The 23,504-nt window shown below is 67.6% G+C and carries 27 protein-coding genes; 16 read left to right on the top strand and 11 right to left on the bottom strand.

Annotation, left to right across the window (positions count from 1 at the left end):
* Positions 1-29 precede the first annotated feature (29 nt).
* A complete protein-coding gene (locus MHEC_RS21910) occupies positions 30-488 on the top strand; it encodes an IS5/IS1182 family transposase (RefSeq protein WP_048889434.1) in 459 nt (152 codons plus the stop codon).
* Here MHEC_RS21910 and MHEC_RS21905 read toward each other — a convergent pair.
* From MHEC_RS21905 to MHEC_RS21895, 3 genes are all read right to left on the bottom strand, one after another.
* Complete coding sequence (locus tag MHEC_RS21905; RefSeq protein ID WP_048889435.1) at positions 485-1,372, bottom strand: aldose 1-epimerase; 888 nt, start codon at positions 1,370-1,372, stop codon at positions 485-487. The genes MHEC_RS21910 and MHEC_RS21905 overlap by 4 nt on opposite strands.
* A gap of 25 nt (positions 1,373-1,397) precedes the next feature.
* Complete coding sequence (locus MHEC_RS21900; protein ID WP_048889436.1) at positions 1,398-2,564, bottom strand: FAD-binding oxidoreductase; 1,167 nt, start codon at positions 2,562-2,564, stop codon at positions 1,398-1,400.
* Positions 2,565-2,648: 84 nt separating this feature from the next.
* Positions 2,649-3,320 carry a GAP family protein gene (locus MHEC_RS21895; RefSeq protein ID WP_048889649.1) on the bottom strand — a complete coding sequence of 224 codons (672 nt, stop codon included), beginning with the start codon at positions 3,318-3,320 and terminating at the stop codon, positions 2,649-2,651.
* A gap of 20 nt (positions 3,321-3,340) precedes the next feature.
* Between MHEC_RS21895 and MHEC_RS21890 the strand changes: the two genes are divergently transcribed.
* The 9 genes from MHEC_RS21890 (at position 3,341) to MHEC_RS24895 (ending at position 12,589) form a co-directional block, all read left to right on the top strand.
* Positions 3,341-3,511, top strand: a complete 171-nt coding sequence (locus tag MHEC_RS21890) for a hypothetical protein (RefSeq protein WP_235434704.1) — start codon at positions 3,341-3,343, stop codon at positions 3,509-3,511.
* 161 nt (positions 3,512-3,672) lie between these two features.
* Positions 3,673-6,219 carry an ATP-dependent chaperone ClpB gene (clpB, locus tag MHEC_RS21885; RefSeq protein WP_048889437.1) on the top strand — a complete coding sequence of 849 codons (2,547 nt, stop codon included), beginning with the start codon at positions 3,673-3,675 and terminating at the stop codon, positions 6,217-6,219.
* Positions 6,220-6,370: 151 nt separating this feature from the next.
* Positions 6,371-7,186: a trehalose monomycolate transport factor TtfA gene (gene ttfA / locus MHEC_RS21880; RefSeq protein ID WP_048889438.1), complete on the top strand. Its 816-nt coding sequence runs from the start codon at positions 6,371-6,373 to the stop codon at positions 7,184-7,186.
* A 43-nt stretch (positions 7,187-7,229) separates the two neighbouring features.
* Positions 7,230-8,006, top strand: coding sequence for an SDR family NAD(P)-dependent oxidoreductase (locus MHEC_RS21875; protein ID WP_048889439.1), 777 nt, complete (start codon positions 7,230-7,232; stop codon positions 8,004-8,006).
* A 1-nt stretch (position 8,007) separates the two neighbouring features.
* A complete protein-coding gene (pyrE, locus tag MHEC_RS21870; RefSeq protein ID WP_172442083.1) occupies positions 8,008-8,541 on the top strand; it encodes an orotate phosphoribosyltransferase in 534 nt (177 codons plus the stop codon).
* A 14-nt stretch (positions 8,542-8,555) separates the two neighbouring features.
* Positions 8,556-9,452 carry a hypothetical protein gene (locus MHEC_RS21865; protein WP_048889650.1) on the top strand — a complete coding sequence of 299 codons (897 nt, stop codon included), beginning with the start codon at positions 8,556-8,558 and terminating at the stop codon, positions 9,450-9,452.
* Positions 9,449-10,093 carry a TrmH family RNA methyltransferase gene (locus tag MHEC_RS21860; protein ID WP_048889441.1) on the top strand — a complete coding sequence of 215 codons (645 nt, stop codon included), beginning with the start codon at positions 9,449-9,451 and terminating at the stop codon, positions 10,091-10,093. The genes MHEC_RS21865 and MHEC_RS21860 overlap by 4 nt, the downstream gene beginning before the upstream one ends.
* A 16-nt stretch (positions 10,094-10,109) precedes the next feature.
* Positions 10,110-11,243, top strand: a complete 1,134-nt coding sequence (locus MHEC_RS21855) for a glycoside hydrolase family 76 protein (RefSeq protein ID WP_048889442.1) — start codon at positions 10,110-10,112, stop codon at positions 11,241-11,243.
* A complete protein-coding gene (locus MHEC_RS24895) occupies positions 11,240-12,589 on the top strand; it encodes a 3-oxoacid CoA-transferase (RefSeq protein ID WP_048889443.1) in 1,350 nt (449 codons plus the stop codon). Before MHEC_RS21855 ends, MHEC_RS24895 begins: the two co-directional genes overlap by 4 nt.
* On the opposite strand, the gene MHEC_RS21845 is transcribed toward MHEC_RS24895, so the two are convergent.
* Positions 12,590-13,267, bottom strand: a complete 678-nt coding sequence (locus MHEC_RS21845; protein ID WP_048889444.1) for a VTT domain-containing protein — start codon at positions 13,265-13,267, stop codon at positions 12,590-12,592.
* A gap of 120 nt (positions 13,268-13,387) precedes the next feature.
* Between MHEC_RS21845 and fbaA the strand changes: the two genes are divergently transcribed.
* Entirely contained in the window at positions 13,388-14,422 is a 1,035-nt protein-coding gene (fbaA, locus tag MHEC_RS21840; protein WP_048889445.1) for a class II fructose-bisphosphate aldolase, read from the top strand.
* Here the strand turns inward: fbaA and MHEC_RS21835 are convergent.
* Entirely contained in the window at positions 14,419-15,327 is a 909-nt protein-coding gene (locus MHEC_RS21835) for an Rv0361 family membrane protein (RefSeq protein WP_048889446.1), read from the bottom strand. The genes fbaA and MHEC_RS21835 overlap by 4 nt on opposite strands.
* Positions 15,328-15,486: 159 nt before the next feature.
* On the opposite strand from MHEC_RS21835, the gene MHEC_RS21830 reads away from it, so the two are divergent.
* Positions 15,487-15,903 (top strand): DUF3151 domain-containing protein, encoded by a 417-nt coding sequence (locus MHEC_RS21830; protein ID WP_048889447.1) that lies wholly within the window; start codon positions 15,487-15,489, stop codon positions 15,901-15,903.
* 9 nt (positions 15,904-15,912) lie between these two features.
* On the opposite strand, the gene MHEC_RS21825 is transcribed toward MHEC_RS21830, so the two are convergent.
* From MHEC_RS21825 to MHEC_RS21810, 4 genes are all read right to left on the bottom strand, one after another.
* Positions 15,913-16,857 (bottom strand): GNAT family N-acetyltransferase, encoded by a 945-nt coding sequence (locus MHEC_RS21825; protein WP_048889448.1) that lies wholly within the window; start codon positions 16,855-16,857, stop codon positions 15,913-15,915.
* A gap of 12 nt (positions 16,858-16,869) precedes the next feature.
* Positions 16,870-17,757 (bottom strand): cation diffusion facilitator family transporter, encoded by an 888-nt coding sequence (locus tag MHEC_RS21820; protein WP_048889449.1) that lies wholly within the window; start codon positions 17,755-17,757, stop codon positions 16,870-16,872.
* 41 nt (positions 17,758-17,798) lie between these two features.
* Entirely contained in the window at positions 17,799-18,524 is a 726-nt protein-coding gene (locus MHEC_RS21815) for a site-2 protease family protein (protein WP_048889651.1), read from the bottom strand.
* 63 nt (positions 18,525-18,587) lie between these two features.
* A complete protein-coding gene (locus tag MHEC_RS21810; protein WP_048889652.1) occupies positions 18,588-19,178 on the bottom strand; it encodes a hypothetical protein in 591 nt (196 codons plus the stop codon).
* A gap of 106 nt (positions 19,179-19,284) precedes the next feature.
* Between MHEC_RS21810 and MHEC_RS21805 the strand changes: the two genes are divergently transcribed.
* The 4 genes from MHEC_RS21805 to MHEC_RS21790 all read left to right on the top strand — a co-directional run bounded on the left by MHEC_RS21805 (position 19,285) and on the right by MHEC_RS21790 (position 22,026).
* Complete coding sequence (locus MHEC_RS21805; protein WP_048889450.1) at positions 19,285-20,583, top strand: adenylosuccinate synthase; 1,299 nt, start codon at positions 19,285-19,287, stop codon at positions 20,581-20,583.
* On the top strand, positions 20,580-21,215 hold the full coding sequence (locus tag MHEC_RS21800) for a PaaI family thioesterase (protein WP_048889653.1): 636 nt from the start codon (positions 20,580-20,582) through the stop codon (positions 21,213-21,215). The genes MHEC_RS21805 and MHEC_RS21800 overlap by 4 nt, the downstream gene beginning before the upstream one ends.
* Positions 21,216-21,398: 183 nt before the next feature.
* The gene (locus MHEC_RS21795) at positions 21,399-21,644 is read left to right on the top strand and encodes a hypothetical protein (protein WP_048889451.1); all 246 of its coding nucleotides are present in this window, start codon (positions 21,399-21,401) and stop codon (positions 21,642-21,644) included.
* Entirely contained in the window at positions 21,631-22,026 is a 396-nt protein-coding gene (locus MHEC_RS21790) for a type II toxin-antitoxin system VapC family toxin (RefSeq protein ID WP_048889452.1), read from the top strand. The genes MHEC_RS21795 and MHEC_RS21790 overlap by 14 nt, the downstream gene beginning before the upstream one ends.
* Before the next feature lie 86 nt (positions 22,027-22,112).
* On the opposite strand, the gene MHEC_RS21785 is transcribed toward MHEC_RS21790, so the two are convergent.
* Complete coding sequence (locus MHEC_RS21785) at positions 22,113-22,928, bottom strand: class I SAM-dependent methyltransferase (RefSeq protein ID WP_048889453.1); 816 nt, start codon at positions 22,926-22,928, stop codon at positions 22,113-22,115.
* 64 nt (positions 22,929-22,992) lie between these two features.
* On the bottom strand, positions 22,993-23,451 hold the full coding sequence (locus MHEC_RS21780; protein ID WP_048889454.1) for a winged helix-turn-helix transcriptional regulator: 459 nt from the start codon (positions 23,449-23,451) through the stop codon (positions 22,993-22,995).
* Between the last annotated feature and the right edge of the window lie 53 nt (positions 23,452-23,504).

Below are 23,504 nucleotides of genomic sequence, written 5' to 3'. Positions count from 1 at the left end.
GCCCGCAATTTGCTAAGGGTACCCGCGTTGTGCCTGATGTTCGCGGCAATTGGCAGGAGATCTTGGCAAGGGCCAAGCGCCTGTGTCTGCTGGCCTCCGCCGGTGTGCTGGTCGCCGCTATCGTCACACCAGCCGACGTGACCGACCGGGCTGCATTCCCGACGCTGCTGCGCAAGGCAAGGCGGGTCGCCCCCACCATCAGCCACCTGTGGGTGGATAAGGGCTACACCGGGCGGGCCGTGATCAGCGCCGCTGCCGGAGCCGGTGTCACCGTCGAGGTGATCTCCGGGCCGAAACCCGGCCGCGGGTTCATCGTCCAACCCCGACGCTGGGTCGTCGAACGCACCAACGGCTGGATCAACCACTGCCGCCGCATCGACCGTCACTACGAAACCACCCTGGCCGCACACGAAGGCTTCCTCTACCTCAGCCAAATCGCCCTACTACTTCGACGACTCGACCGCAGCCAGTTGTTCGACACGCTTTAGACGCGGATGGAGAAGACCGCGACGGCGGGGTGACCGGGCTGCGCGCATCGGTAGCCGCCGCGACGCAGCGCATCGGTGGGTGCGGCCATCGGCTCAAAACACACCACGTCTTCACCGGCCGGAGCGAAGATCTGCGCCGCCGGATAGCCCTGTTCGAAGTGGACCTCGATGCGGCGTCCGCCGCCGCAGACCGCGAATACCGCGCCGTCGGGCACCTCGTCATAGCTGTCGTCAAAAGCCTTGTCGCCCAACGCCTCATGAATTGGCGGTTGCTCTGCGACGTCCCCGGTCGGCAGACCGCGTTCGTCGAGAAACAGGTGCCGCAGCCGTGGGGTCTCGATGACCCACTGGGCGCGCGGCGCCTCGGGCACCTGAAGATACGGGTGAAAGCCGAAGCACAGTGGCACCGGTTTTCCCAGCGCCGACACCGTACTGCGGACCGTCAATGACCGGTCGGCGAGCCTGACCCGCACCACCAGCAGGTGCGGAAAGGGAAAGCTGGCTAACAGCGCCGAGTCGGCACCGAAGTCCAACTCGGCCGTCAGCTCGTTCGCCGATTCCGTCATTACCCGCCAGCGCGGATAGCCGGCCAGCAGCCCGTGGATCGGCAGGCCGTTGGGGTCGGTACGCACACCGAACGCGTCAGGTTCCAGCGTGACTTCCTGGCCGCCGACTCGGTAGCGGCGCTCCCCGAGCCGATTGGCCCATGGGTAGAGGATGGGAATGCCCATCGTCTTGCCCGCCGCCAGGTAGGCGTCCAGACCGCCGCGCTGACCCAGCAGCTCAACGCCTGAATCGGTCAGCGAGATGCCGATCATGCCGGCGCTGGGCGCGTAGCGTGCCACGACCGGCGCCGACGGGTCGCGCAGCGTGACGATGTGCACGCCCGCCAGCCTAGTGCGCTGCGATCTAGCTACAGAGCGGGTCGTGCTGAATACGTTCCGGCGGTGCGCCTTTCGCGATGAGCGCCTTCTTGGTGGCCTGCACCATGTCGGGTCCGCCGCAGATCAGGATCTGCCGATCGCTCCAGCTGCCGTATTTCGTCACCACTTCGGGCAGCCGGCCGGTCTGACGCACGTGCAACCCGCGTGGCGGAGTGACATCGGGATATTCGCTCGCCCACGGCGGGTCGGCGGTGTACTCCGACACCGGTGAGACCGAAAGCCACGGATTTTGCGCCGCGATCTGCCACAGTGTTGGCAGGTCGTAGAGCTCGCACGGGTAGCGGCCACCGAAGAACACGTGCACCCGCGGGTTATCGGCCCAGCGGGCGAGGTCCATGATGATCGAGCGCATCGGCGCCAGCCCGGTGCTGCCGGCCACCATCAGCACGTCACCACCGTCGCGGTCGACCTGCAACCCACCGTGCGGGCTCGACAGCCGCCAGCGATCTCCGGGCCGCGTTTCGCCCACGATCGCGGTGCTGACCAGACCACCGGTAACGGCCCGGACATGGAACTCGATGGCACCGCTCTCGTCGGGCGGAATGGCCGGGGTCAAATAGCGCCACCGCCGCGGGCATTGCGGTATCGAAACGTTGACGTACTGGCCCGGGTGATAGTGCAGCGGTCGGTCCAGCTGCAGCCGCACCACCGCCAGGTCACGTGACACTCGCAGGTGCTCGATCACCGTGCCGTCCCACCAGGCGGGCCCATCGTCGGCGTCAGCGGCACCGCTCATCACCCCGGTGATCAGGTTCAGCGATTGGCGAGCGGCCTCGTCGACGGCGTCGGACCACTCGTCGGCCAGATCGCTGCGGAGCGTCGCATACAGCGCCTCACGCAGCGTCTCGTAATGCGCTTCGGTGACACCGTATTTGCGGTGGTCTTTTCCCAGCTGGGCCAAAAACTGGACCGGCTCCTCTGCGCGCTGGGCCACCAGCTCGCCGTACACCCAGTTCAGCGCGTGCGCGAATGCGGCGCGCTGGCCGGCCATATCGGGCGGAAACTTGTCGCGCAGCGAGACGTCGAGAGCAAACCAGCGGCTATAGAAGCGGCGGATCATCTCGTCACACGCAGGCCCTTTTCTGAACGCGGCATACAAGACGCGCAGCGCATCCCGGTCGTCTAGGCCCACGGGCGATGATTTTAGGCCCGCGATGCAACGTCCGGCGATCGCTGTCGCAAAGCAGACGTGGGCGATCGTCGGCTGACGATCTTGTTACAGAGCGTGAATTCCCTTGTACAGCACTAGGATTCCGATCACAACAAGGATTCCCGCGACCAGCGCGCCGTGGTGACGCTCCATCCACTCTTTGATGCGGGCAATCGGATGGCGCAGCCGCTCACCGGCAGCGGCGTAGGCCAGTATCGGGATGGCCACGGTCGACGCAGCTGCCGTCACAAAGATGGCCGCCGATACCCACGCGCGCGTGACACCCAGCCCTGCGCTGCCGATCGCCAAACCCGCTGCCGCGCAAACGAAGAGCACCTCGGGTCGCAGTACCGCCAACGCTGCGCCCGTCATCACCGCGCGTGCGGGAGTAAGCTCGGTCAATGACCGCATCCAGCCCGGTGTCGCAGTGTGGCGCTGGCGGGTCAGCCACCTGATGACGCCGAAGACGATCAGCGCCGCCCCGACGACGATGCGCAGCCACGACGCCCACGTCGGCGGCGACTTGTGCAGGCCGCCGAGCAGGCCGGAAACCGCGAGGAAGATCGCCGTGAGGGCGGCCAGGCTCACCAGCCACCCGGCCAGAAATGCCAGGCTGCTGGCCTGCGCTCGCGGCGCCTGCAACGCCAGCACCGCGGGGATGATCGACAACGGCGACAGCGCGATCACCAGCGCGAGGGAAACAAGCCCGGTCAACTCCGAACTCCAGCCGGTTGCCACGCGAGAACGGTAGCCGATCATTGCCATGTGCCAACCCGACCCGCCGCGACATCCTCGACATGTTGCTCGGCGGCGAGCGGGCTGTGGTCGCGATCGCCGAGCGCTTCGACATGGCCCGCGCTGCCGACCCCACCGTCACCGAGGCCGACCAGTGCTCTCCGCCGCGGCGCCGAGCGGGTTCGCGCCAATAAGCGCGTCGACTGTGCGGCTTATGGGTGCCGTCACGCGGGTTTGGGCACCACAAGCTGCACAGTCGGTGCTGAGAATTCACCAAACTTGAGCGGAACAGACTCAACCTTGACGGCGTTGGAGTACACGACAAGCATTTTTCAAGTATCCGAATGGAGGTGTCGTGGACTCTTTCAACCCGACCACCAAGACTCAGGCGGCGCTGACCTCGGCGCTACAGGCGGCATCGGCCGCCGGGCATCCCGAGATCCGGCCCGCTCATCTGCTGATGGCATTGCTGACGCAGAACGACGGGATCGCCGCGCCGCTGCTGGAGGCAGTCGGCGTCGAACCGGCCACCATCCGCGCTGAAGCTCAGCGCCTGATCGACCGGCTGCCGCAGGTCACCGGGGCCAGCTCGCAGCCGCAGCTGTCCCGCGAGTCGCTGGCTGCGATCACCGCTGCCCAGCAGCTGGCTACCGAGATGGACGACGAGTACGTCTCCACCGAGCACCTGATGGTCGGCCTGGCCACCGGTGACTCCGACGTCGCCAAGCTGCTGACCGGCCACGGCGCATCCCCGCAAGCGTTACGGGAGGCGTTCGTCAAGGTGCGCGGCAGCGCCCGGGTCACCAGCCCCGACCCCGAGGCCACCTACCAGGCGCTGGAGAAGTACTCCACCAACCTGACCGCCGCTGCCCGCGAAGGCAAGCTCGACCCGGTCATCGGCCGTGACACCGAGATCCGCCGTGTCGTGCAGGTCCTCTCGAGGCGCACCAAGAACAACCCGGTGCTCATCGGTGAGCCCGGCGTCGGTAAGACCGCGATCGTCGAGGGCCTGGCCCAGCGCATCGTCGCCGGCGACGTGCCGGAAAGCCTGCGCGACAAGACCATCATCGCCTTGGACCTCGGCTCAATGGTGGCCGGCTCGAAGTACCGCGGCGAATTCGAGGAGCGCCTCAAGGCGGTGCTCGAGGACATCAAGAACTCCGCCGGGCAGATCATCACGTTCATCGACGAGCTGCACACCATCGTCGGCGCCGGCGCGACCGGCGAAGGCTCGATGGACGCCGGCAACATGATCAAGCCGATGCTGGCCCGCGGCGAGCTGCGGCTGGTCGGGGCGACCACGCTCGACGAGTACCGCAAGCACATCGAAAAAGACGCCGCGCTGGAGCGGCGCTTCCAGCCGGTCTACGTCGGTGAGCCGTCGGTCGAGGACACCATCGGCATCCTGCGCGGCCTGAAGGACCGCTACGAGGTGCACCACGGTGTGCGGATCACCGACTCGGCGCTGGTCGCGGCGGCCACTTTGAGCGACCGCTACATCACCGCGCGGTTCCTGCCGGACAAGGCCATCGACCTGGTCGACGAGGCCGCGTCGCGGTTGCGCATGGAGATCGACTCCCGCCCGGTCGAGATCGACGAGGTCGAGCGGCTGGTGCGCCGGCTGGAGATCGAGGAGATGGCGCTGGCCAAAGAGGAGGACGAGGCGTCACGCGAACGCCTGGAGAAGCTGCGCGCCGAGCTGGCCGACCAGAAGGAGAAGCTGGCCGAGCTGACCACACGCTGGCAGAACGAGAAGAATGCCATCGACACCGTGCGCGAGCTCAAGGAACAGCTCGAGACGCTGCGCGGCGAGTCCGAGCGCGCCGAGCGCGACGGCGACCTGGCCAAGGCGGCCGAGCTGCGCTACGGGCGCATCCCCGAGGTGGAGAAGAAGCTCGAGGCTGCGCTGCCGCAGGCGCAGGCCCGTGAGGCCATGATGCTCAAGGAAGAGGTCGGCCCCGACGATATCGCGGAGGTGGTGTCGGCGTGGACCGGTATCCCGGCCGGGCGGCTGCTGGAAGGCGAGACCGCCAAGCTGCTGCGGATGGAAGACGAGTTGAGCAAGCGGGTCGTCGGGCAGAAGAAGGCAGTGCAGGCGGTCTCGGATGCGGTGCGGCGCAGCCGGGCCGGCGTGTCCGACCCCAACCGACCGACCGGGGCGTTCATGTTCCTTGGCCCGACCGGCGTCGGAAAGACCGAGCTGGCCAAGGCGCTGGCCGAGTTCCTGTTCGACGACGAGCGTGCGATGGTCCGCATCGACATGAGCGAGTACGGCGAGCGGCACTCGGTGGCCCGGCTGATCGGGGCCCCGCCCGGCTACGTCGGCTACGAGTCCGGCGGCCAGCTGACCGAGGCGGTGCGCCGACGGCCCTACACGGTGGTGCTGTTCGACGAGATCGAGAAGGCCCACCAGGACGTGTTCGACGTGCTGCTGCAGGTGCTCGACGAGGGTCGGCTGACCGACGGTCAGGGCCGCACGGTCGACTTCCGCAACACCATCCTGATCCTGACGTCCAACCTCGGGTCGGGCGGCAGCGAGGAGCAGGTGATGGCCGCGGTGCGGGCGACGTTCAAGCCGGAGTTCATCAACCGGCTCGACGACGTGCTGATCTTCGACGGGCTCAACCCGGAGGAGCTGGTGCAGATCGTCGACATCCAGCTCGAGCAGCTGGGCAAGCGGCTGGCGCAGCGGCGGCTCACCTTGGAGGTGTCGCTGCAGGCCAAGCGCTGGCTCGCGCAGCGCGGGTTCGACCCGGTCTACGGGGCGCGCCCGCTGCGGCGCCTGGTGCAGCAGGCCATCGGCGACCAGCTGGCCAAGATGCTGCTCGCCGGCCAGGTGCACGACGGTGACACGGTGCCGGTCAACGTCAGCCCGGACGGCGATTCGCTGATCCTGGGCTAACGGCCGGACCGCGAAAGACGCAGAATCGCACCCGCAAGGCCTTGCGGGTGCGATTCTGCGTCTGCTCGGCGAGGGCGGCTAGCAAACCTTCATTCGGTTGTGACCTGCTGACATTCCCGGTTCGGGGCTAACAGCAGATACGCTAGCTGGGATGGTCCCGCTGTGGTTTACGCTCTCCGCGCTGTGCTTCGTCGGTGCAGCGGTGCTGCTGTACGTCGACATCGATCGGCGTCGCGGGCGGGGCAGGCGGCGTAGGTCATGGGCGCGCTCCCACGGCTTTGACTACGAACCGGAGAACAGCGAACTGCCCAAGCGCTGGACGCGCGGCGTGATGTCTACCGTCGGTGACGTCCCGGCCCGCAATGTCGTGCTGGGGCAGATCCGCGGCGAGGCGGTCTACATTTTCGACCTCGAAGAGGTTGCCACCGTGATCGCGCTGCACCGCAAGGTGGGCACCAACGTCGTGGTCGACTTGCGGCTCAAAGGCCTGAAAGAGCCACGCGAAAGCGACATTTGGCTGCTCGGGGCGATTGGGCCGCGGATGGTGTATTCCACCAATCTCGACGCCGCGCGGCGCGCCTGCGACCGGCGGATGGTCACTTTCGCGCACACCGCGCCCGATTGCGCCGAGATCATGTGGAATGAGCAGAACTGGACATTGGTGAGCATGCCGATCTCCAGCGGGCGGGCCGAATGGGACGAGGGCCTGCGCACCGTGCGCCAGTTCAACGACTTGCTGCGGGTGCTGCCGCCGGTGCCCCAGCAGCTGTCGCAGCCTGCGCCCCGCCGCAACGCCGCGCCGAGCCGCCCGCTGGCTGCCGCCGGCCGCGGCGAGGTTGGGGCCCGTGCCGATGCGGTTCGTCGGACGCCGGTCGAGCCGGCGCGGCCCGACAAGGGTCGCTCGGCACCCCTCCAGCGCCCGCCCACCGGGCGAAACGGCCAGCAGGCGCCGCACTACCAGCGGTGACGGGCGCCCGGCCCGCGTCGTCGTCTTCGCTACGCTGTCGGTCATGCCCCGTCCTGTCGCCCTGATCACCGGGCCCACGTCGGGGATCGGCGCCGGGTTTGCCCGACGCTATGCCGCCGACGGTTTTGACCTCGTGCTGGTGGCCCGGGACACCGAACGGCTGGCGCAGCTGGCGGGTGAATTGCGCGACGAAGCCGGTTGCGGTGTCGAGGTTTTGCCCGCCGACCTGGCCGACGCCGCCGACCGCGGCAAGGTCGCCGACCGGCTCACCGCCGGGGTGCAGGTGCTGGTCAACAACGCCGGCTTCGGCACGTCCGGCGAATTCTGGACAGCGGATCCCGCCCTGCTGCAAGCCCAGCTGGACGTCAACGTGACCGCGGTGATGCAGCTGACCCGGGCCGCGCTGCCGCCGATGCTCGCCGCCGGTGTCGGCACGGTGATCAATGTGGCCAGTGTTGCCGGTCTGCTCTCCGGCCGCGGCTCGACATATTCGGCTTCGAAGGCGTGGGTGGTGTCGTTCACCGAGGGCCTGGCCGGCGGGCTGAAGGGCACCGGTGTCGGCGTGCATGCGATATGTCCCGGCTATGTGCGCACCGAATTCCACTCGCGGGCCGGGATCGACATGACGTCGCTGCCGTCGTTCATGTGGCTCGACGTCGACGACGTGATCCGGGAAAGCATGGCCGACATCGCCCGCGGAAAGGTGGTCAGCATCCCCGGGGTGCGCTACAAGGCGCTGGTCGCAGGCGTGCGGCTGATGCCGCGAACCCTGGCGCGGGCCGCGGTGAACGCGATGGGCCGGGGCCGTGGCCGCACCTGACGTGGCTGACCGCCAGGAGTTGGCCGAGCTGGTGCGCCGGCTGGCAGTGCGGCGCGGGCGCTTTACCCTGTCGTCGGGAAAGCAGGCCGACTACTACGTCGATTTGCGCCGCGCGACGCTGCATCACCGCGCCGCCGCGCTGATAGGTCGCCTGATGCGCGAGCTCACCGCCGACTGGGACTATGCCGCGGTCGGTGGCCTGACGCTTGGCGCCGACCCGGTCGCGACCGCGATCATGCACGCGCCCGGTCGCCCGGTCGACGCGTTCGTGGTGCGCAAATCGGTGAAACCCCATGGCATGCAACGACTTATCGAGGGAGCCGACGTCTCCGGGGTGCCGGTGCTGGTGGTCGAGGACACCAGCACCACCGGCGCGTCGGCGCTGACGGCGGTGCGCGCGGTGCGCGACGCCGGCGGCGACGTGGTGGGGGTGGCCACCGTGGTCGACCGCGACACCGGTGCCGCCGAAGCCATCCAAGCCGAGGGTCTGCCCTACCGCAGCCTGCTGGGCCTATCGGATCTGGGGCTGCACTAGATTTGTTGCGCGCCGTGCGGGCTTTCACTGCGATGTCGACGACGCTGGCCGTGGTGTGGGCGGCGGGCTGCTCGGGCGCCGGCCGGCCCGACAAGATCTACGGCGCGCAATCCGTGCAGCTCGGGCAGTCGGCGGCAGTGTTGGGCTGGAACATGTCGGTGTCGAACCTGCGTTGGAGCGCCGACTACGTGCTGGTTGACGTCGACGCGGCCCCGAGCGAGCCGGCGGCGCCGCACGCCAAACCCGACGACATCCGCTTCGGGCTCTACGGCGCGCTGGCACACCCGCTGGAAGCCACCGGCATTGGCAGTTGTGACAGCGCGAAAAACATTGTGGTGCAAGCATTGTCGACGCCGATGCCGGATCGGCTAACCGGCACGGTATGCCTGGGGCCGCTGCAGGACCGCAGCGCCGTGCGCGGCGTGTACACCTATTCGCCGCGCGACCGGATCCCGGGCACGGCGGCAGCCTATCCGGCGGCGTTTCCGGTGGGAATGTTGCCGACCAACCAAAACGACACCGGCCTGGTGGTCAAGACGACCAGCGTGTCAGCGTGGCGCGCCGACGGCACCCAGCTCAGTCAGGCCTCGCTCGGTGATCCCGGGGTGTTCGCCGGCAACGGTTACATGCTGCTGGGATTGTCGGTTGACGCGGTGGCGGCCCGCTACCGAGACGACTCGGCGGCGCGCGGCGGGCCGATGATGCTGCTGGTCGCGCCGACGCTGCCCGGCCCGGGGTTGAGCCCGGCGTGTGCCGCCTACGGCGCGTCGGTGTTGATTTTGCCGGAGGCGTCGCTGGACGCGGTCCACGTCAGCCCGTCGTTGTGCACCCAGGGTGAGATCAATGAGGCCGTGTTGTACGCCACGGTGTCCGTGGTGGGCACCCATGCCGCAGTGTGGACGGTGAAATGAGCGAGTCCGGCCCAACCGAGTGGGGCGTATCAGGCGACGGCGTCGGGCCGTGGCAGGGCCCGCTGCCCAGCGACCCGCGCTATGACCCGGTGTTGTTGCGCGAAGGGGATGCTCGCAATGTCGTCGACGCCTACCGGTACTGGACCCGCGAGGCGATCATTGCCGACATCGACAAGCGGCGACATCCGCTGCACATCGCGATCGAAAACTTCGGCCACGATGCCAACATCGGCGCGGTGGTGCGGACCGCCAACGCGTTCGCCGTCGACACCGTGCACATCGTGGGCCGGCGGCGCTGGAATCGCCGGGGCGCCATGGTCACCGACCGGTACCAGCGGCTGCGCCACCACGACACCACCGCCGAGCTACTCGACTTCGCCGCAGCCACCGGGCTGACCGTCGTCGCGATCGACAACGTTCCCGGCGCAGCACGCCTGGAACAGACCCGGCTGCCGCGACACTGCCTGATGGTCTTCGGCCAGGAAGGACCCGGGATCACCGACGAAGCGAAAACGGGCGCGGCGCTGACCGTGTCGATCGCCCAGTTCGGGTCGACGCGCAGCATCAACGTCGCCGTCGCCGCGGGAATCGCGATGCACGCCTGGATCGGCCAGCACGCAGACATCGGCCAGGCGTGGTAAGGCAGTATCTCCAGACATGGAACAGGTGTGGGCAAACCGAGCCGCCAGTGCTGAAGCCGCTGTCACACACCGACACCTCGAACGGCTCTGGGCGCTGCCGGGCACCCAGCTCGGCGTGGTGGCCTGGCCGCCGGCCCGACGCGACAGGTTGTTCGGTCACTGGCACTACTGGTGGCAGGCCCACCTGCTGGACTGCCTGGTCGACGCGCAGCTACGTGATCCAAAATCAGAGCGCCGCAAGAGGATTCGTCGCCAGATCCGCTCGCACCGGCTGCGCAACGTGGGCAGGTGGGTCAACGACTATTACGACGACATGGCCTGGCTGGCGCTGGCGCTGGAGCGGGCCTCCCGGGTGGTCGGCATCGACTGCCACCGCGCGCTGGATAAGCTGACCGACCAGTTCGTCAACGCCTGGGTGCCCGAGGACGGCGGTGGCATCCCGTGGCGCAAACAGGACCAGTTCTTCAACGCCCCCGCCAACGGGCCGGCCGCAATCTTCCTCGCCCGCTATGGGAATCGGCTCAAGCGGGCGCAGCAGATGGCCGACTGGATCGATGCCACGCTGATCGACCCCGAGACGCATCTGGTGTTCGACGGCATCAAGGGCGGTTCCCTGGTGCGCGCCCAATACACCTACTGCCAGGGCGTGGTGCTCGGCCTGGAAACCGAATTGGCCGCGCGCACCGGCGATCCGCGGCATGCGCCGCGGGTGCACCGGCTGGTCGCCGCGGTCAACGAGCACATGGCACCGGGCGGGGTGATCAGCGGTGCCGGCGGCGGAGACGGCGGCCTGTTCGCCGGGATCACCGCCCGCTACCTGGCGCTGGTGGCCACCACGCTGCCGGGGGCCTCCGCCGAGGACGTCGGCGCCCGGGATACCGCGCGCTCGCTGGTGTTGTCCTCGGCGACCTCAGCGTGGGACTACCGTCAGACGGTCGACGGGTTGCCGCTGTTCGGGGCGTTTTGGGATCGCACCGCCGAACTGCCCACAGTGGGTGGCGAGCAGGCGGAATTCGTCGAGGGCGCCGTCACCGGATCGGAAACCGCCGAACGGGATCTCTCGGTACAGCTGTCCGGGTGGATGCTGATGGAGGCCGCCTATAACGTGTCCACTGCCGAATCGTCGGACGAATCGAGGAGCATTCCGTGAACAAAGTCCACCCCGACGCCGTGTCGGCGCTGCAAGGCGTGCTGAAGGATGGCATCACCGTCGCAGCCGGTGGCTTCGGCCTTTGCGGCATTCCGGAGAACTTGATCCGCGCCCTGGTAGACAGCGGCGTCAAGGATCTCACCATCGTCGGAAATAACGCCGGCGTCGACGATTTCGGCATGGGCCTGCTGCTCAAGGGCCGGCAGGTGAAAAAGGTGATCGCCTCCTACGTCGGCGAGAACAAGGAGTTCGAGCGCCAAGTGCTGGCCGGCGAGCTGGACCTCACCCTCACCCCGCAGGGCACGCTGGCGGAGAAGTTACGCGCTGGCGGCGCAGGCATTCCCGGCTTTTATACCCGCACGGGCTACGGCACTGTTCTGGCCGAAGGCAAGGACACCCGGGTTTTCGACGGTACCGAATATGTCCTGGAGGAAAGCATTCGCGCCGATTTGGCCCTCGTCAAAGCCTGGAAGGGCGACGCAGCGGGCAATCTCGTCTATCGCAAGACCGCGCGAAACTTCAACCCGATGATCGCCACTTGCGCTGACGTCACCGTGGCCGAAGTGGAAGAGCTGGTCGGAGTTGGCGAGCTCGATCCCGACCTGGTGCATACCCCCGGCATCTATGTGGATCGCATCATCGAAGGACGCGACTACGAAAAGCGCATCGAGTTCCGCACCACCACCGGTGGTACCGCGCTGAAGAACTACAGCCCCATCCGGGAGTTGATGGCCAGGCGCGCCGCGCAGGAATTGCGCGACGGCTACTACGTGAACCTGGGCATCGGGATTCCGACGCTGGTGGCCAATTTCATTCCGGAGAACATCAACGTGACACTTCAGTCGGAGAATGGCCTACTCGGCATCGGTTCCTACCCGGCCGAAGACGAGGTCGACCCCGACCTCATCAACGCCGGCAAGCAGACCATCACCGCGATTCCCGGGTCGAGCTTTTTTTCCAGCGCTGATTCCTTCGCCATGATCCGCGGTGGTCACATCGACCTGTCAATTCTGGGCGGGCTGGAGGTGGCCGAGAACGGAGACCTGGCCAACTGGATGGTGCCGGGCAAGATGGTCAAGGGGCCCGGCGGTGCGATGGATTTGGTGTCGGGCGTAAAACGGGTGATCGTGGTGATGGATCACACGGCCAAGGACGGCAGCCCAAAGATCCTCAAGCAATGCACGCTGCCGGTCACCGGCAAGGGCGTGGTCGACATGATCATCTCCGACCTGTGCGTCTTCGACGTCGAGCCAGGGCAGGGGCTCACGCTCACCGAACTGCATCCCGGAGTGACAGTCGAGCAGGTGCGCGCCAAGACCGGCTGCGATTTCCGTGTGGCGATCTGATCACTCCGCCAGCGGCACGGGCTCGTCCTTGGGGGCGCGGCGACGGTTCAGATAGGCCCGGGCGGCCGAGATGAAGGCGGGCGTGAGTGACACGAACAAGATGCACAGGATGATCGTTTCCAGGTTCTTGTTGACGAACGGCACGTTGCCCAAAAAGTAGCCCGCCAGCGTCGCACCCGCGCCCCAGGCGACACCGCCGACGATGTCGAAGCCCAGAAACAGCGGGTAGCGCATGTAGGACACACCGGCGACCACCGGGACGAACGTCCGCACGAACGGCGCGAAGCGGGCCAAGATCACCGTCACCGGCCCGTACTTCTCGAAGAATGCATGCGACTCGGTCACATAGTGCTGTTTGAAGAAGCGGGAGTCTTCCTTTTTGAACAATGCCGGCCCGATCCGTCGGCCGATGAAATACCCGGTTTGGTCACCGAGCACCGCCACAATCGCCACACAGGTGGCCAACACCTCGATGCTGACCGGTGGATGCGTGCTGGCCGCGAGCAGGCCACCGGTGAACAACAGCGACTCGCCCGGCAGCAGTGGGAACATCAGCCCGGTCTCGATGAACACGATCAGCAGGATGCCGGGCAGCACCGCGTGGCCGAACACGCCGTGCGCGCCCAACCAGTACATGGGGTCCAGCAGGTCGGGCAGGGCCAGCACGGCGGTGTCCATGACCTCACAACATACCGGGGTCGGCTGGACGGGCTGTTTAACATGCCGGGCTTCTTGGGATACTGAAGGGGCACACGCCCGCGCGTGGACCCCCGCCGAACTCGCCAGGAAGGAAGTTTTATGCCTATCGCAACGCCCGAGGTCTACGCCGAGATGCTGGAGCGTGCCAAGCAGAACTCGTACGCGTTCCCGGCCATCAACTGCACGTCCTCGGAGACCATCAACGCTGCACTCAAAGGTTTTGCCGACGCCGGCAGCGACGGCATCATCCAGTTCTCCACCGGCGGCGCGGAGTTCGGCTCCGGCCTCGGGGTGAAGAATATGGTGACCGGCGCGGTGGCGTTGGCGGAGTTCGCCCACATCGTGGCGGCCAAGTATCCGATCAACGTCGCGCTGCACACCGACCACTGTCCGAAGGACAAGCTGGACGGCTATGTACGCCCGTTGCTGGCCATCTCGCAGGAGCGGATCTCCCAAGGCAAGAATCCGCTGTTCCAGTCGCACATGTGGGATGGTTCGGCGGTCCCGATCGACGAGAATCTCGCGATCGCCCAGGAACTGCTCAAGGAGGCGTCGTCGGCCAAGATCATCCTGGAGGTCGAGATCGGCGTGGTCGGCGGTGAGGAGGACGGCGTCGTCGGAGAAATGAACGAAAAGCTGTACTCCACCCCGGCCGATTTCGAGAAGACGGTGGACGCGCTGGGCACCGGCGAGCACGGCAAGTATCTTCTGGCCGCGACGTTCGGCAACGTGCACGGCGTCTACAAGCCAGGCAACGTCAAGCTGCGGCCCGAGATTCTGGCCGAGGGCCAGAAGGTGGCGGCGGCCAAGCTGGGCCTGCCAGCCGGCGCGAAGCCGTTTGACTTCGTGTTCCACGGCGGCTCGGGCTCGCTGAAGTCGGAGATCGATGAGGCCGTGCGCAACGGCGTGGTGAAGATGAACGTCGACACCGACACCCAGTACGCGTTCACCCGCCCTGTCGCCGGCCACATGTTCACCAACTACGACGGCGTGCTCAAGGTCGACGGCGACGTGGGCCGCAAGAAGGACTACGACCCGCGCAGCTACCTCAAGAAGGCCGAAGCCTCAATGACCGAGAGGGTGATCGAGGCCTGCAACGACCTGCACTGCGCTGGAAAGTCGCTGTCGAGCTAGCCGCTGGACTGGCAGATCTTCCACTGGTTGTCGCGGAACTGCAGGTCGAAGCTGCGGGTTGAGCGGACCTGCGGGTCATACGCCATGAACGCGGTGACGTTGGCCTCGGCATGCTCTCCGTTGACGACGACCTGGTCGATGCTGGCCACCACCGGGTACTGCTTGGCCGCCGCGATCTTCCGGTAGGTCTCCTGCCAGGCCTGCTCGTCATAGTTGACGTAGCCGTCGCGTGCGCTGCCGCAGGTGATGCCGCGCAGCGTCGCCAGGTTGCCGGTTTGCACGGCGACGTCGAAGTTTTGGATGGTGGTGCGGACCTGGTCCTCTTGGGAAACCTTGTGGTGTTTCCCGCGGGTGAGCAGCACGGTGCCAAGGACGGCCACCGCGGCCAGCGCCAAAATGATCAGGATCAGCGCCAGCACCCAGCCCCAGCTGCGTTGGACGGTGGGCCGCAGTTTCGCACCAAGCCGAGGCGGAATCACTTGTGGCGTCGCCGTTTTCGGCGGCAGATTCATCGGGCTTATCGGTTTTGGTTGAGACGGCTCCTGCCGCGTGCGGAAGACCTCGGTGGCCGGCTCCGCGGCGGTTTCGATGACCACCGTCTCCTTGGCGTCGAAACCCGGTGCGGTGAAGCGACGTTCACCGCGTTTGCGTTGCGGCTTGGCGGCCTGGTGCCCGGCCTCCTGATCGGGCTTAGCCATGACGTCGGTGGCGGGCTCGGCATCGCCACCGGCCGTCGGGTAGCTCTGGGTGACCTCGTCGTCGGGTTCGGGCTCGGCCGTCTGCTCGTCGACCGGGCCGGTCTCGGACGCGACCGGATCGGAACCGCCCTCCTTGTCGACGGCGTCCGGCTCGGGTCCGGCCGCGGTCGGCGTGTCGTCCCGGTCGGGCTCTGATGGGGTGGGCATGGGCGCTGCTGTCCTCCGGCTGGTAAGTCAGTATTTGGAGCTTAGCGACCCTGGAACGCATGTGATGTGCCCGACGATAATGCTGCGCCGCACAACGGCACAATGAAACCCGTGACCGCCGGCGATGACGCACGCGAATGATGAGGAGGAGCGGCGCTGATGGCACCGACGCGTGATCTTTTGGGGCCCGATCCGATCCTGCTGCCCGGCGACCGCGACGCCGAGGCCGAGCTGCGCGCCAACCAAAACCCTGCCATCGTCGCGGCCGCGCACCCGGCGGCCTCGGTCGCGTGGGCGGCGCTGGCCGAAGAAGCGTTGGCCGAGGACAAGGCCATCACCGCCTATGCCTTCGCCCGTACCGGCTACCACCGCGGCCTCGATCAGCTGCGTCGCAACGGGTGGAAGGGCTTTGGCCCGGTGCCGTATTCGCACGAACCCAACCGTGGATTCTTGCGCTGTGTGGCCGCGCTGGCGCGGGCCGCCGACGCCATCGGGGAGACCGACGAGTATCAACGCTGCCTGGAGCTGCTCGACGACTGCGATCCCGCTGCGCGCTCGGAGCTCGGTCTGCGATGAGCCGATGGTTTACCGCAAATCATCGACGACGTAGACATCCGGTCCGTTGTATGCGGGCGAATCTGGCCGGTGCATCGAGATTCCGTACATGTCCGCCCGATATCCGCGCTGGAGCATCGCCCGGTAGGCCCGACTGCGATTGAGGTTGACGCCGGCTTCCAGGCGGTGCAGGCCATGCTGTGCGGCCAACGTCTCGCAGGCGCTGAGCAACTGACCGAAAACCCGCTCAGCGTCGGCTCCGGGCCGAACGGCGCCGAATTTGATGTAACAGGTGTCCTCGCCGGCTTCCGTGCCTGCGCCGAGATGGCAGACGGCGAATGCGTCGAGCGCGTCTCCGCTCCCCAGCAGCACGGTGTCGCCGAGTCGTTGCTCGTAGACCGAACGGATCTCGGAGCCAACGTCCAGGCCGTCGTAAATCGCGTCGGTAAGTCCCCGGCAGCAGTCGACGATGGTGTGCCGGTCATCGTCGGTTGCTTCGGCATACCTGGACCATGGGGCGGGCGGCTGCGCAGTCGGTGACTTCGAGAGGACGGCGGTCAGGAAGCGCGGCCAGAAGCCGAACCTCTCATAGAGGTGGATATGGCGTGGACTGTGCGCGAACGTGAACAGCGCGGCGTCTTTCACCCGCCAGCCGTCGAGCAGGTCGACCGTCGCGCCCAACAGGCGCTGCGCCGCTCGCTGATTCCACCACGCCGGTTCTACGGTGAGCGGTCCGAAAAATCCGAAACTGCCCCAGCGGGTCACCAGGTTCGAACCCACCAGCGAGCCGTCCACTTCCGCTGCCAGCGCGGCCGCGGGATCCGTGCGCCAGCGGCTCCGCACGTACTCGCGATCGGCCCAGAAGGTGCCGGGATCAGGCGCGCCGAGAAACGTTCCGAATGCTCGTCGGCAGATCAGGCTGGCGGCCGGCAGGTCCGCTTCCCGCAGCGGGCGAATGACCACATCGCTGGCCATGGGCGCCGCAATTCACCAACTCACCGAGCAGTCGCCGGCTCCGCCAGGCGGCTCCACTTGCACCGTGGCGTGCTCCAACCCCCGCGTCGCCAGCACGGCGCGCGCATCGGCGAGCACCCGGGTCGCGTCGGCGCGGCTGGTCAGGTGCGCGGTCGCCACGTCTTTGCCGGGCACGAGCGTCCACACATGCAGGTCGTGAACCTCGGTCACACCGTCGACGGCGCGCAGCGCCGCACGCAGTTCGTCGACGTCGATGTGGGTCGGCGATGATTCGGACAGGATGCGCAGCGCGCCCGCGGCCAGCGACAGCGCGCGCGGCAGCACCCATAGCGCGACAAAAACGGCGACCACCACGTCGGCGTAGGGCCAGCCCGTCGTCAGGGTGATCACCCCGGCGACGAGCACGCCGAGGCTGCCTACCATGTCGGCGACGACCTCGGTGTAGGCGCCCTTGACGGCCAGGCTGCGCGCGGACTGCGACCGCAGCAGCAGCGCCGCCGCGGTGTTGGTGGCCAGCCCGCCGAGTGCGACGACAGTCAGCGGGACGCCCGGAATGGCCGGGGCGTTGCCGAGCCGCCGGACCGCCTCGACGAGGATGAACGCCGCGATCCCGACCAGCAGTACCGCGTTGACCACCGCCGTGAACACCTCGGTGCGGTGCCAGCCGTAGGTGCGCCGGGGCGAGGGGCTGTTGCGTTGGACCAGCATCAGCGCGCCCAGCCCCAGCACCGCGGCGGCCAGGTCGGTCAGCAGATGCCCGGCGTCGGCCAGCAGCGCAATCGACCCGATGAGCAACGCCGTGCTCAGTTCCACCACGAAGAAGCCCGCGAGGAGCACGGCGGCGCACAGCATCCGCGATATCCGGGCGTCGGCGTTTGTATGCGTGTGGCCGCCACCCATGCCCGCAATATATGCGTGTTAGCGCATATATTGCAAGACGCTCAGAACCAGGCGCTCCAGAATCGGGTCAGCGCGCTGCCCAGGCGTGCCAGCATGGCGGGCACCCCGGACAGCTCGAAACACCAGTCGACGACACCGAAGAACCACTGGTTCAGCGCCGGCGCGAGGAAGAGCAGCAGCACGAACAAGAACCCGAACTGCTTGGCCGGTTCCAGCGCGCGCTGCGTTTCGGGGCTCAGGTGCGGTTCCAGCGCGCCGTAGCCGTCGAGGCCCGGGATCGGCAGCAGGTTGAGCACCACCGCGGTCACTTGAAGAAAACCCAGAAAGGCCACCCCGGCCCACAACACCGGGTGCGCGGGCTCGTAGTACAACCGGACCAGCGCCAACAGCAGCACGGCCAGCACGAGATTGGCGAACGGTCCGGCCAGGCTCACCAGGGTGCGTCGCGCTGGCGTCATAAACGAGGTCCGCACGTAGACGGCCGCGCCCGGCAACCCGATGCCGCCGAGCGCGATGAACAGCATCGGCAGGCCCAGCGACAGCATGGGATGGCTGTAGCGGCGCGGGTCGAGCGTCAGATACCCGCGCACCGCGACGTCACGGTCACCGAAACGCCATGCGGTGACGGCGTGCCCGAACTCATGCAGGCACAGCGATACCAGCCAGCCCGCGATCACGAAGATGAACACCCCGACATAGGCCAGCGCCCGGGTGCTGGCCCCGGCCAGCCACGCCAGCATGCCGCCGCAGGCCGTCAACCCTACCATTGCCAGGAAGATGGGGCTGGGTCGCACCGACTCGTGCAGGCCGCGAACGCTCACCGTTCGAAACTACCGGACCAGCAACCAGCCCCGGGTGTGCCGGTAGAACGTCGAGCGCCGCGCCGGCCGGCCGGCGGGCACGCCGTCGCGGGTAACTACCACGCCGGTGCAGCCCAGCTGCGCAGCCCGCCCGGCCACCCAACGGCGCGGCCAAGCACCGAGCACCCGGGCCCGCAGGCCGGGCAGAACCGCGGTGGGCTCGACCCGCACCCCGGCGACGTCGCCGTCGAAGAGCGTGGTGTCGTCGACGACCGCCTCCCCGTGCAGCGGTCCCTCGGCACCGCGCCACACCGCGCCGCCCACGATCACCGCCCCGGTCTCGTCGCGGATCAGCGGCATCAACCGTGCACGACCCCGCCGCGCCCGCCGTGCGGCCCGACGTCCTGCCCGCAACCCGTAGACCCGGGCGGCCGCGCTGCACCGCCGGGGCACGAAGCCGACCTCGATGTCGAGCCGGTCGGCGCGCAGCAGCCGGGCCAGCACGGCTGCCAAGTCGGCATCCTCACCGACCACCACCAGGCGGCGAAACTTTCCGATCGCGGCATCGATGTCGGCGGGACCGTCGATGCGCACCAAGGGCAGGCCGGTCAACGGGCGCATGACGGGTCGGTCGCCGAACACCAGCACCGCCGTGTTCCAGACGTCCTCGCAAACCACTGGGATAGTGTGGGTCACCGGCTGGACCACAATAGCCAGGAGAAACACCATGCCGGCAATCGTCCTCATCGGCGCCCAGTGGGGCGACGAGGGCAAAGGCAAGGCCACCGATCTGCTCGGCGGGCGCGTGCAGTGGGTGGTGCGCTATCAAGGGGGCAACAACGCCGGGCACACCGTGGTGTTGCCCACCGGCGAAAACTTCGCGCTGCACCTCATTCCCTCCGGCGTGCTGACACCCGGGGTCACCAATGTCATCGGCAACGGGGTGGTGGTCGACCCCGGTGTGCTGCTCGACGAGCTGGCGGGCTTGGAGGCCCGCGGCGTGGACACCTCGCGGCTGCTGATCTCCGCCGACGCCCACCTGCTGATGCCGTATCACGTCGCGATCGACAAGGTCACCGAACGCTACATGGGCAACAAGAAGATCGGCACCACCGGCCGCGGGATCGGCCCGTGCTATCAGGACAAGATCGCCCGCATCGGAATCCGCGTGGCCGATGTCTTCGACCCGGACTTGCTGACCCGCAAGATCGAGGCCGCGCTGGAATTCAAAAACCAGGTGCTGGTCAAGATCTACAACCGCAAGGCGCTCGAGCCCACGCACGTGGTGGACGCGCTGCTGGCGCAGGCCGAGCGTTTCAAGCACCGCATCGCTGATACCCGGCTGCTGCTCAACGCGGCGTTAGAGCGCGGTGAGACGGTGTTGCTGGAAGGATCGCAGGGCACCCTGCTCGACGTCGACCACGGCACGTATCCCTATGTGACGTCGTCGAATCCGACCGCGGGCGGCGCGGCCGTCGGCTCCGGCATCGGTCCGACGCGGATCAGCACCGTGCTGGGCATCCTCAAGGCCTATACCACCCGGGTGGGATCGGGGCCGTTTCCCACCGAGTTGTTCGACGAGAACGGTGAATACCTGTCCAAGACCGGCGGCGAGGTCGGGGTGACGACGGGCCGGCGCCGCCGCTGCGGCTGGTTCGACGCGGTGGTGGCCCGGTATGCCACTAGGGTCAACGGCATCACCGACTATTTTCTGACCAAGCTCGACGTGCTCTCCAGCCTGCAGACCGTGCCGGTGTGCGTCGGCTACCGCATCGACGGCAAACAGACCCGGGATATGCCGATGACCCAGAGCGAACTGGCGCGCGCCGAACCCGTCTACGAGGAGCTGCCCGGCTGGTGGGAGGACATCTCGGCAGCGCGAAAGTTCGACGACCTGCCGGCCAAGGCGCGTGACTATGTCTCCCGACTGGAAGAGCTTGCCGGAGCGCAGGTTTCGTGTATCGGCGTGGGCCCGGGCCGCGATCAGACCATCGTGCGCCGCGACGTGTTGCAGGCGTGCCGATGACCGACCAACCGGAGGCGTTGGACCACGAATACCAGCATCACGGCGGGTTCCCGCGCTATGAGCCCGCAGAGCCAGGCCCGGGTTTCGCCAAGTTCGTCGCCGCCATGCGACGCCTGCAGGACCTGGCCGTGTCGGCGGATCCGGACGGTGACACCTGGGACGAAGCCGCCGAGCGGGCCGAAGAGCTGGTCAAGCTGCTCGACCCGTTCCAGGCGGCGGAAGGGGTCGCCCCCGCGGGACGGGTGCCGTCGCTGCCCGGCATGGGCAGCCTGCTGATGCCGCCGTGGACGATGACGAAGTTCGACGCCGACGGTGTCGAAATGCGCGGCCAATTCAGCCGCTACTACGTCGGCGGCAACATGGCGGTGCACGGTGGGGTGATACCGCTGGTGTTCGACTGGCTGTGCGGGATGGTGGTGCACGCCGCGGGCCGGCCCATCAGCCGGACCGCTTACCTGAAGGTCGACTACCGTAAGGTCACCCCGATCGACACCCCGCTGACCACCCGCGGGCGCATCACCGAAACCGAGGGCCGCAAGGCGTTCATCTCCGGCGAGCTCGTCGACGAAGACGACACCGTGCTGGCCGAGGTGCACGCCTTGATGGTGCGGTTGCTGCCGGGCCAGCCCTGAGGCCGGCCATCTGGGACGCGCGAACCCGGTTACGTCCCAACATCGCCGCTTAGTTCGTCGTTCACTGCCCGGCGTCGAAGTCGAGGGGCACGCTGAGCGGGCCGATGATTCCACCGGAGCACGCTCGCGACTTTGCCGCACTTGCACATGTCGTCATGCGTACATGCATGATACGATGCAATTATGCCTAAGACTGTTCAGATTCGCGACATCGACGACGATGTCTATGCGGCCCTGGTGCGTCGCGCCGGGGAAGAGGGCATCACCGTGCCGGAGTTGCTGCGCCGGGAGGCTGCCCGGTTGGCGGCGCGGCCGTCGGTCGCCGAGTGGCTGGCTCGCACCGGCCGGCGACCCTCGGCGGTATCCACGGCCGAGGTGCTGGCGACGTTGGACGAGTGGCGCGGCCAGTGGCCAGATGCTGGTCGTTGACGCATCGTGCCTGTTCGAGGTCGTCGCTGACACGCCACGGGCGGGTGAGATCGCGGCCCGGCTGGCCGCTGATACCGACCACGTAGCGCCGCACGTCATCGACGTTGAGGTGATGGGCGTGATCCGCGTCCAGCATCTGCGCGGGCGGCTCGACGGCACGGCCGCCCGGCAGGCGGTAGCCGATCTGCGGGATTGGCCCGGCGAACGATTCGGGCACCGCTGGCTGCTGGAGCGGGCGTGGCAACTACGCGACTCGGTACGCGGATGGGACGCGTTCTACGTGGCGTTGGCGGAGGCATTCGATGCGACGCTGCTGACGCTGGACGCGCGGCTTGCGCGCGCCCACGGGCCGAGTTGCCGGATCGAGGTTCTCGATCACTGATCGTGGCGGGCCAATACTGGACTGCGGCGGCCAACCCTACGCCCCGGCCGACGCTTTCGGTGCGGGCAGGTGGACCGCAAACGGTCTTACACCCGGGCCCAGGCGCTGATCAGCGCGGGCATCACCACGATGGCCCCGCTGGCGGTGACTTCCTCGTGTAGCCGCTCGGCAAGCCTGTCCGGGTGGGCGAGTCCGTCGTCGACGACGCCAAGTTGCTGTGCTGCCGGCAACAGCGAACGCCAGGTCTCGGCCACGAAGGCCACCGTGTCGGGGTCGTCGCCGGTGCCCACCGGTGCGCCCAGGGTGAGCCGGGGCGCACCCAGCCCGGCACGCCGGAACAGGGTATGCAGCGTGGTGCCGAAGGCCGGGTCGAGGCCCATGCCGGTGAACGTCGCGGCGATACCGTCTCGGGCCGCCCGCCAGTGCGGCAGATCCGGGACACTGGTTGCCGCCGTCGTGTCGAATTCCGAAAACGCGATCAGCCCGCCGGGTCGCACCAGCGTCGCAAGCTGGCGCAACGCCCCGACGGGGTCGGGCAGGTGCATGAGAATCAACCGCCCGATCACCGCGTCGACGGGCTCGTCGAGGGCGATTTCGGCGATCGCACTGCGCTGGAATCGCACATTCGACAGCCCCTCTTCTGCCGCACGGCTGCGGGCGAGCTCGACGATGTCGGCGGCATCCACGCCCAGCACCGTGCCGGTCGAGCCCACCAGCCGCGCGGCCACGAACGACACATCACCGGGTCCGCAGCCCACGTCGAGCACCCGCATCCCGGGTTGCAGGCCGGCCCGTCGCAGGGCCGCCGCGGTGTAGTCGTCGTAGAGCCGGGCCTGCAGGAGCAGTCGGCGAACTTCGGCGTCGGCATGACCCAGAAGGTAGCCGATACTCGATTGCGTCATGCAATTCACTATGTCAGAGTGGCTTGCATGATGCAATGGACTGGGCCTGCGCAGGACGCGAGGGTCAACTGGCGCGCGTGGCGCCCGGCCCGGGCGCGAGCTCGACATCGTGCGGCCCTAGCTGCGCTGCGCAGGTGGCACACGTCAGCTGCGGGGTGAGACGGCCCCCGCAGTGGCGGTGCAAGACGAGCAGCGGCGGACCGTCCGGCGCCAGGTAACGATCACCCCACAACAGCAGCGACATCAACACCGGCCACAGGTCGAGACCCTGCTGGGTGAGGCGGTACTCGTAGCGAGCCGGCCGTTGCTGGTAGAGGCGGCGCTCGAGCACACCGGCCTCGGTCAGCCGCGACAGCCGATCACTGAGCACGTTGTGCGCGACGCCCAGCCGGGCGCGGAAATCGTCGAACCGGCGCACACCGCGCAGGGCGTCGCGAACGATCAGCAGTGTCCAGCGGTCGCCGATAAGTTCCAGGCTGCGGGCGATGGAGCAGACCTGGTGCTGGTAACTGCGTGGCAGCATACGACCATATTAGTTGCGTCACAAAAGTGACACCGGGCCGTCGTCGTAGCCAA

The organism is Mycobacterium heckeshornense, from assembly GCF_016592155.1.
Lineage (GTDB): Bacteria > Actinomycetota > Actinomycetes > Mycobacteriales > Mycobacteriaceae > Mycobacterium > Mycobacterium heckeshornense.
The sequence above is the reverse complement of the archived record's forward strand: the minus strand, read 5'-3'. Positions and strand labels throughout refer to the sequence as shown.

What these genes read in the sequence shown, in the direction of transcription:
- MHEC_RS21790 (WP_048889452.1), top strand. Translation starts at nt 21,631, where the DNA reads ATGCTGGTCGTTGACGCATCGTGCCTGTTCGAGGTCGTCGCTGACACG.
- MHEC_RS21860 (WP_048889441.1), top strand. Translation starts at nt 9,449, where the DNA reads ATGAGCGAGTCCGGCCCAACCGAGTGGGGCGTATCAGGCGACGGCGTC.
- MHEC_RS21785 (WP_048889453.1), bottom strand. Translation starts at nt 22,928, where the DNA reads ATGACGCAATCGAGTATCGGCTACCTTCTGGGTCATGCCGACGCCGAA.
- MHEC_RS21835 (WP_048889446.1), bottom strand. Translation starts at nt 15,327, where the DNA reads ATGCCCACCCCATCAGAGCCCGACCGGGACGACACGCCGACCGCGGCC.
- MHEC_RS21845 (WP_048889444.1), bottom strand. Translation starts at nt 13,267, where the DNA reads ATGGACACCGCCGTGCTGGCCCTGCCCGACCTGCTGGACCCCATGTAC.
- MHEC_RS21815 (WP_048889651.1), bottom strand. Translation starts at nt 18,524, where the DNA reads ATGGTAGGGTTGACGGCCTGCGGCGGCATGCTGGCGTGGCTGGCCGGG.
- MHEC_RS21780 (WP_048889454.1), bottom strand. Translation starts at nt 23,451, where the DNA reads ATGCTGCCACGCAGTTACCAGCACCAGGTCTGCTCCATCGCCCGCAGC.
- MHEC_RS21875 (WP_048889439.1), top strand. Translation starts at nt 7,230, where the DNA reads ATGCCCCGTCCTGTCGCCCTGATCACCGGGCCCACGTCGGGGATCGGC.
- MHEC_RS21810 (WP_048889652.1), bottom strand. Translation starts at nt 19,178, where the DNA reads ATGCGCCCGTTGACCGGCCTGCCCTTGGTGCGCATCGACGGTCCCGCC.
- ttfA (WP_048889438.1), top strand. Translation starts at nt 6,371, where the DNA reads ATGGTCCCGCTGTGGTTTACGCTCTCCGCGCTGTGCTTCGTCGGTGCA.
- MHEC_RS21825 (WP_048889448.1), bottom strand. Translation starts at nt 16,857, where the DNA reads ATGGCCAGCGATGTGGTCATTCGCCCGCTGCGGGAAGCGGACCTGCCG.
- MHEC_RS21800 (WP_048889653.1), top strand. Translation starts at nt 20,580, where the DNA reads ATGACCGACCAACCGGAGGCGTTGGACCACGAATACCAGCATCACGGC.
- MHEC_RS21820 (WP_048889449.1), bottom strand. Translation starts at nt 17,757, where the DNA reads ATGGGTGGCGGCCACACGCATACAAACGCCGACGCCCGGATATCGCGG.
- MHEC_RS21805 (WP_048889450.1), top strand. Translation starts at nt 19,285, where the DNA reads ATGCCGGCAATCGTCCTCATCGGCGCCCAGTGGGGCGACGAGGGCAAA.
- MHEC_RS21830 (WP_048889447.1), top strand. Translation starts at nt 15,487, where the DNA reads ATGGCACCGACGCGTGATCTTTTGGGGCCCGATCCGATCCTGCTGCCC.
- MHEC_RS21795 (WP_048889451.1), top strand. Translation starts at nt 21,399, where the DNA reads ATGCCTAAGACTGTTCAGATTCGCGACATCGACGACGATGTCTATGCG.
- MHEC_RS21855 (WP_048889442.1), top strand. Translation starts at nt 10,110, where the DNA reads ATGGAACAGGTGTGGGCAAACCGAGCCGCCAGTGCTGAAGCCGCTGTC.
- fbaA (WP_048889445.1), top strand. Translation starts at nt 13,388, where the DNA reads ATGCCTATCGCAACGCCCGAGGTCTACGCCGAGATGCTGGAGCGTGCC.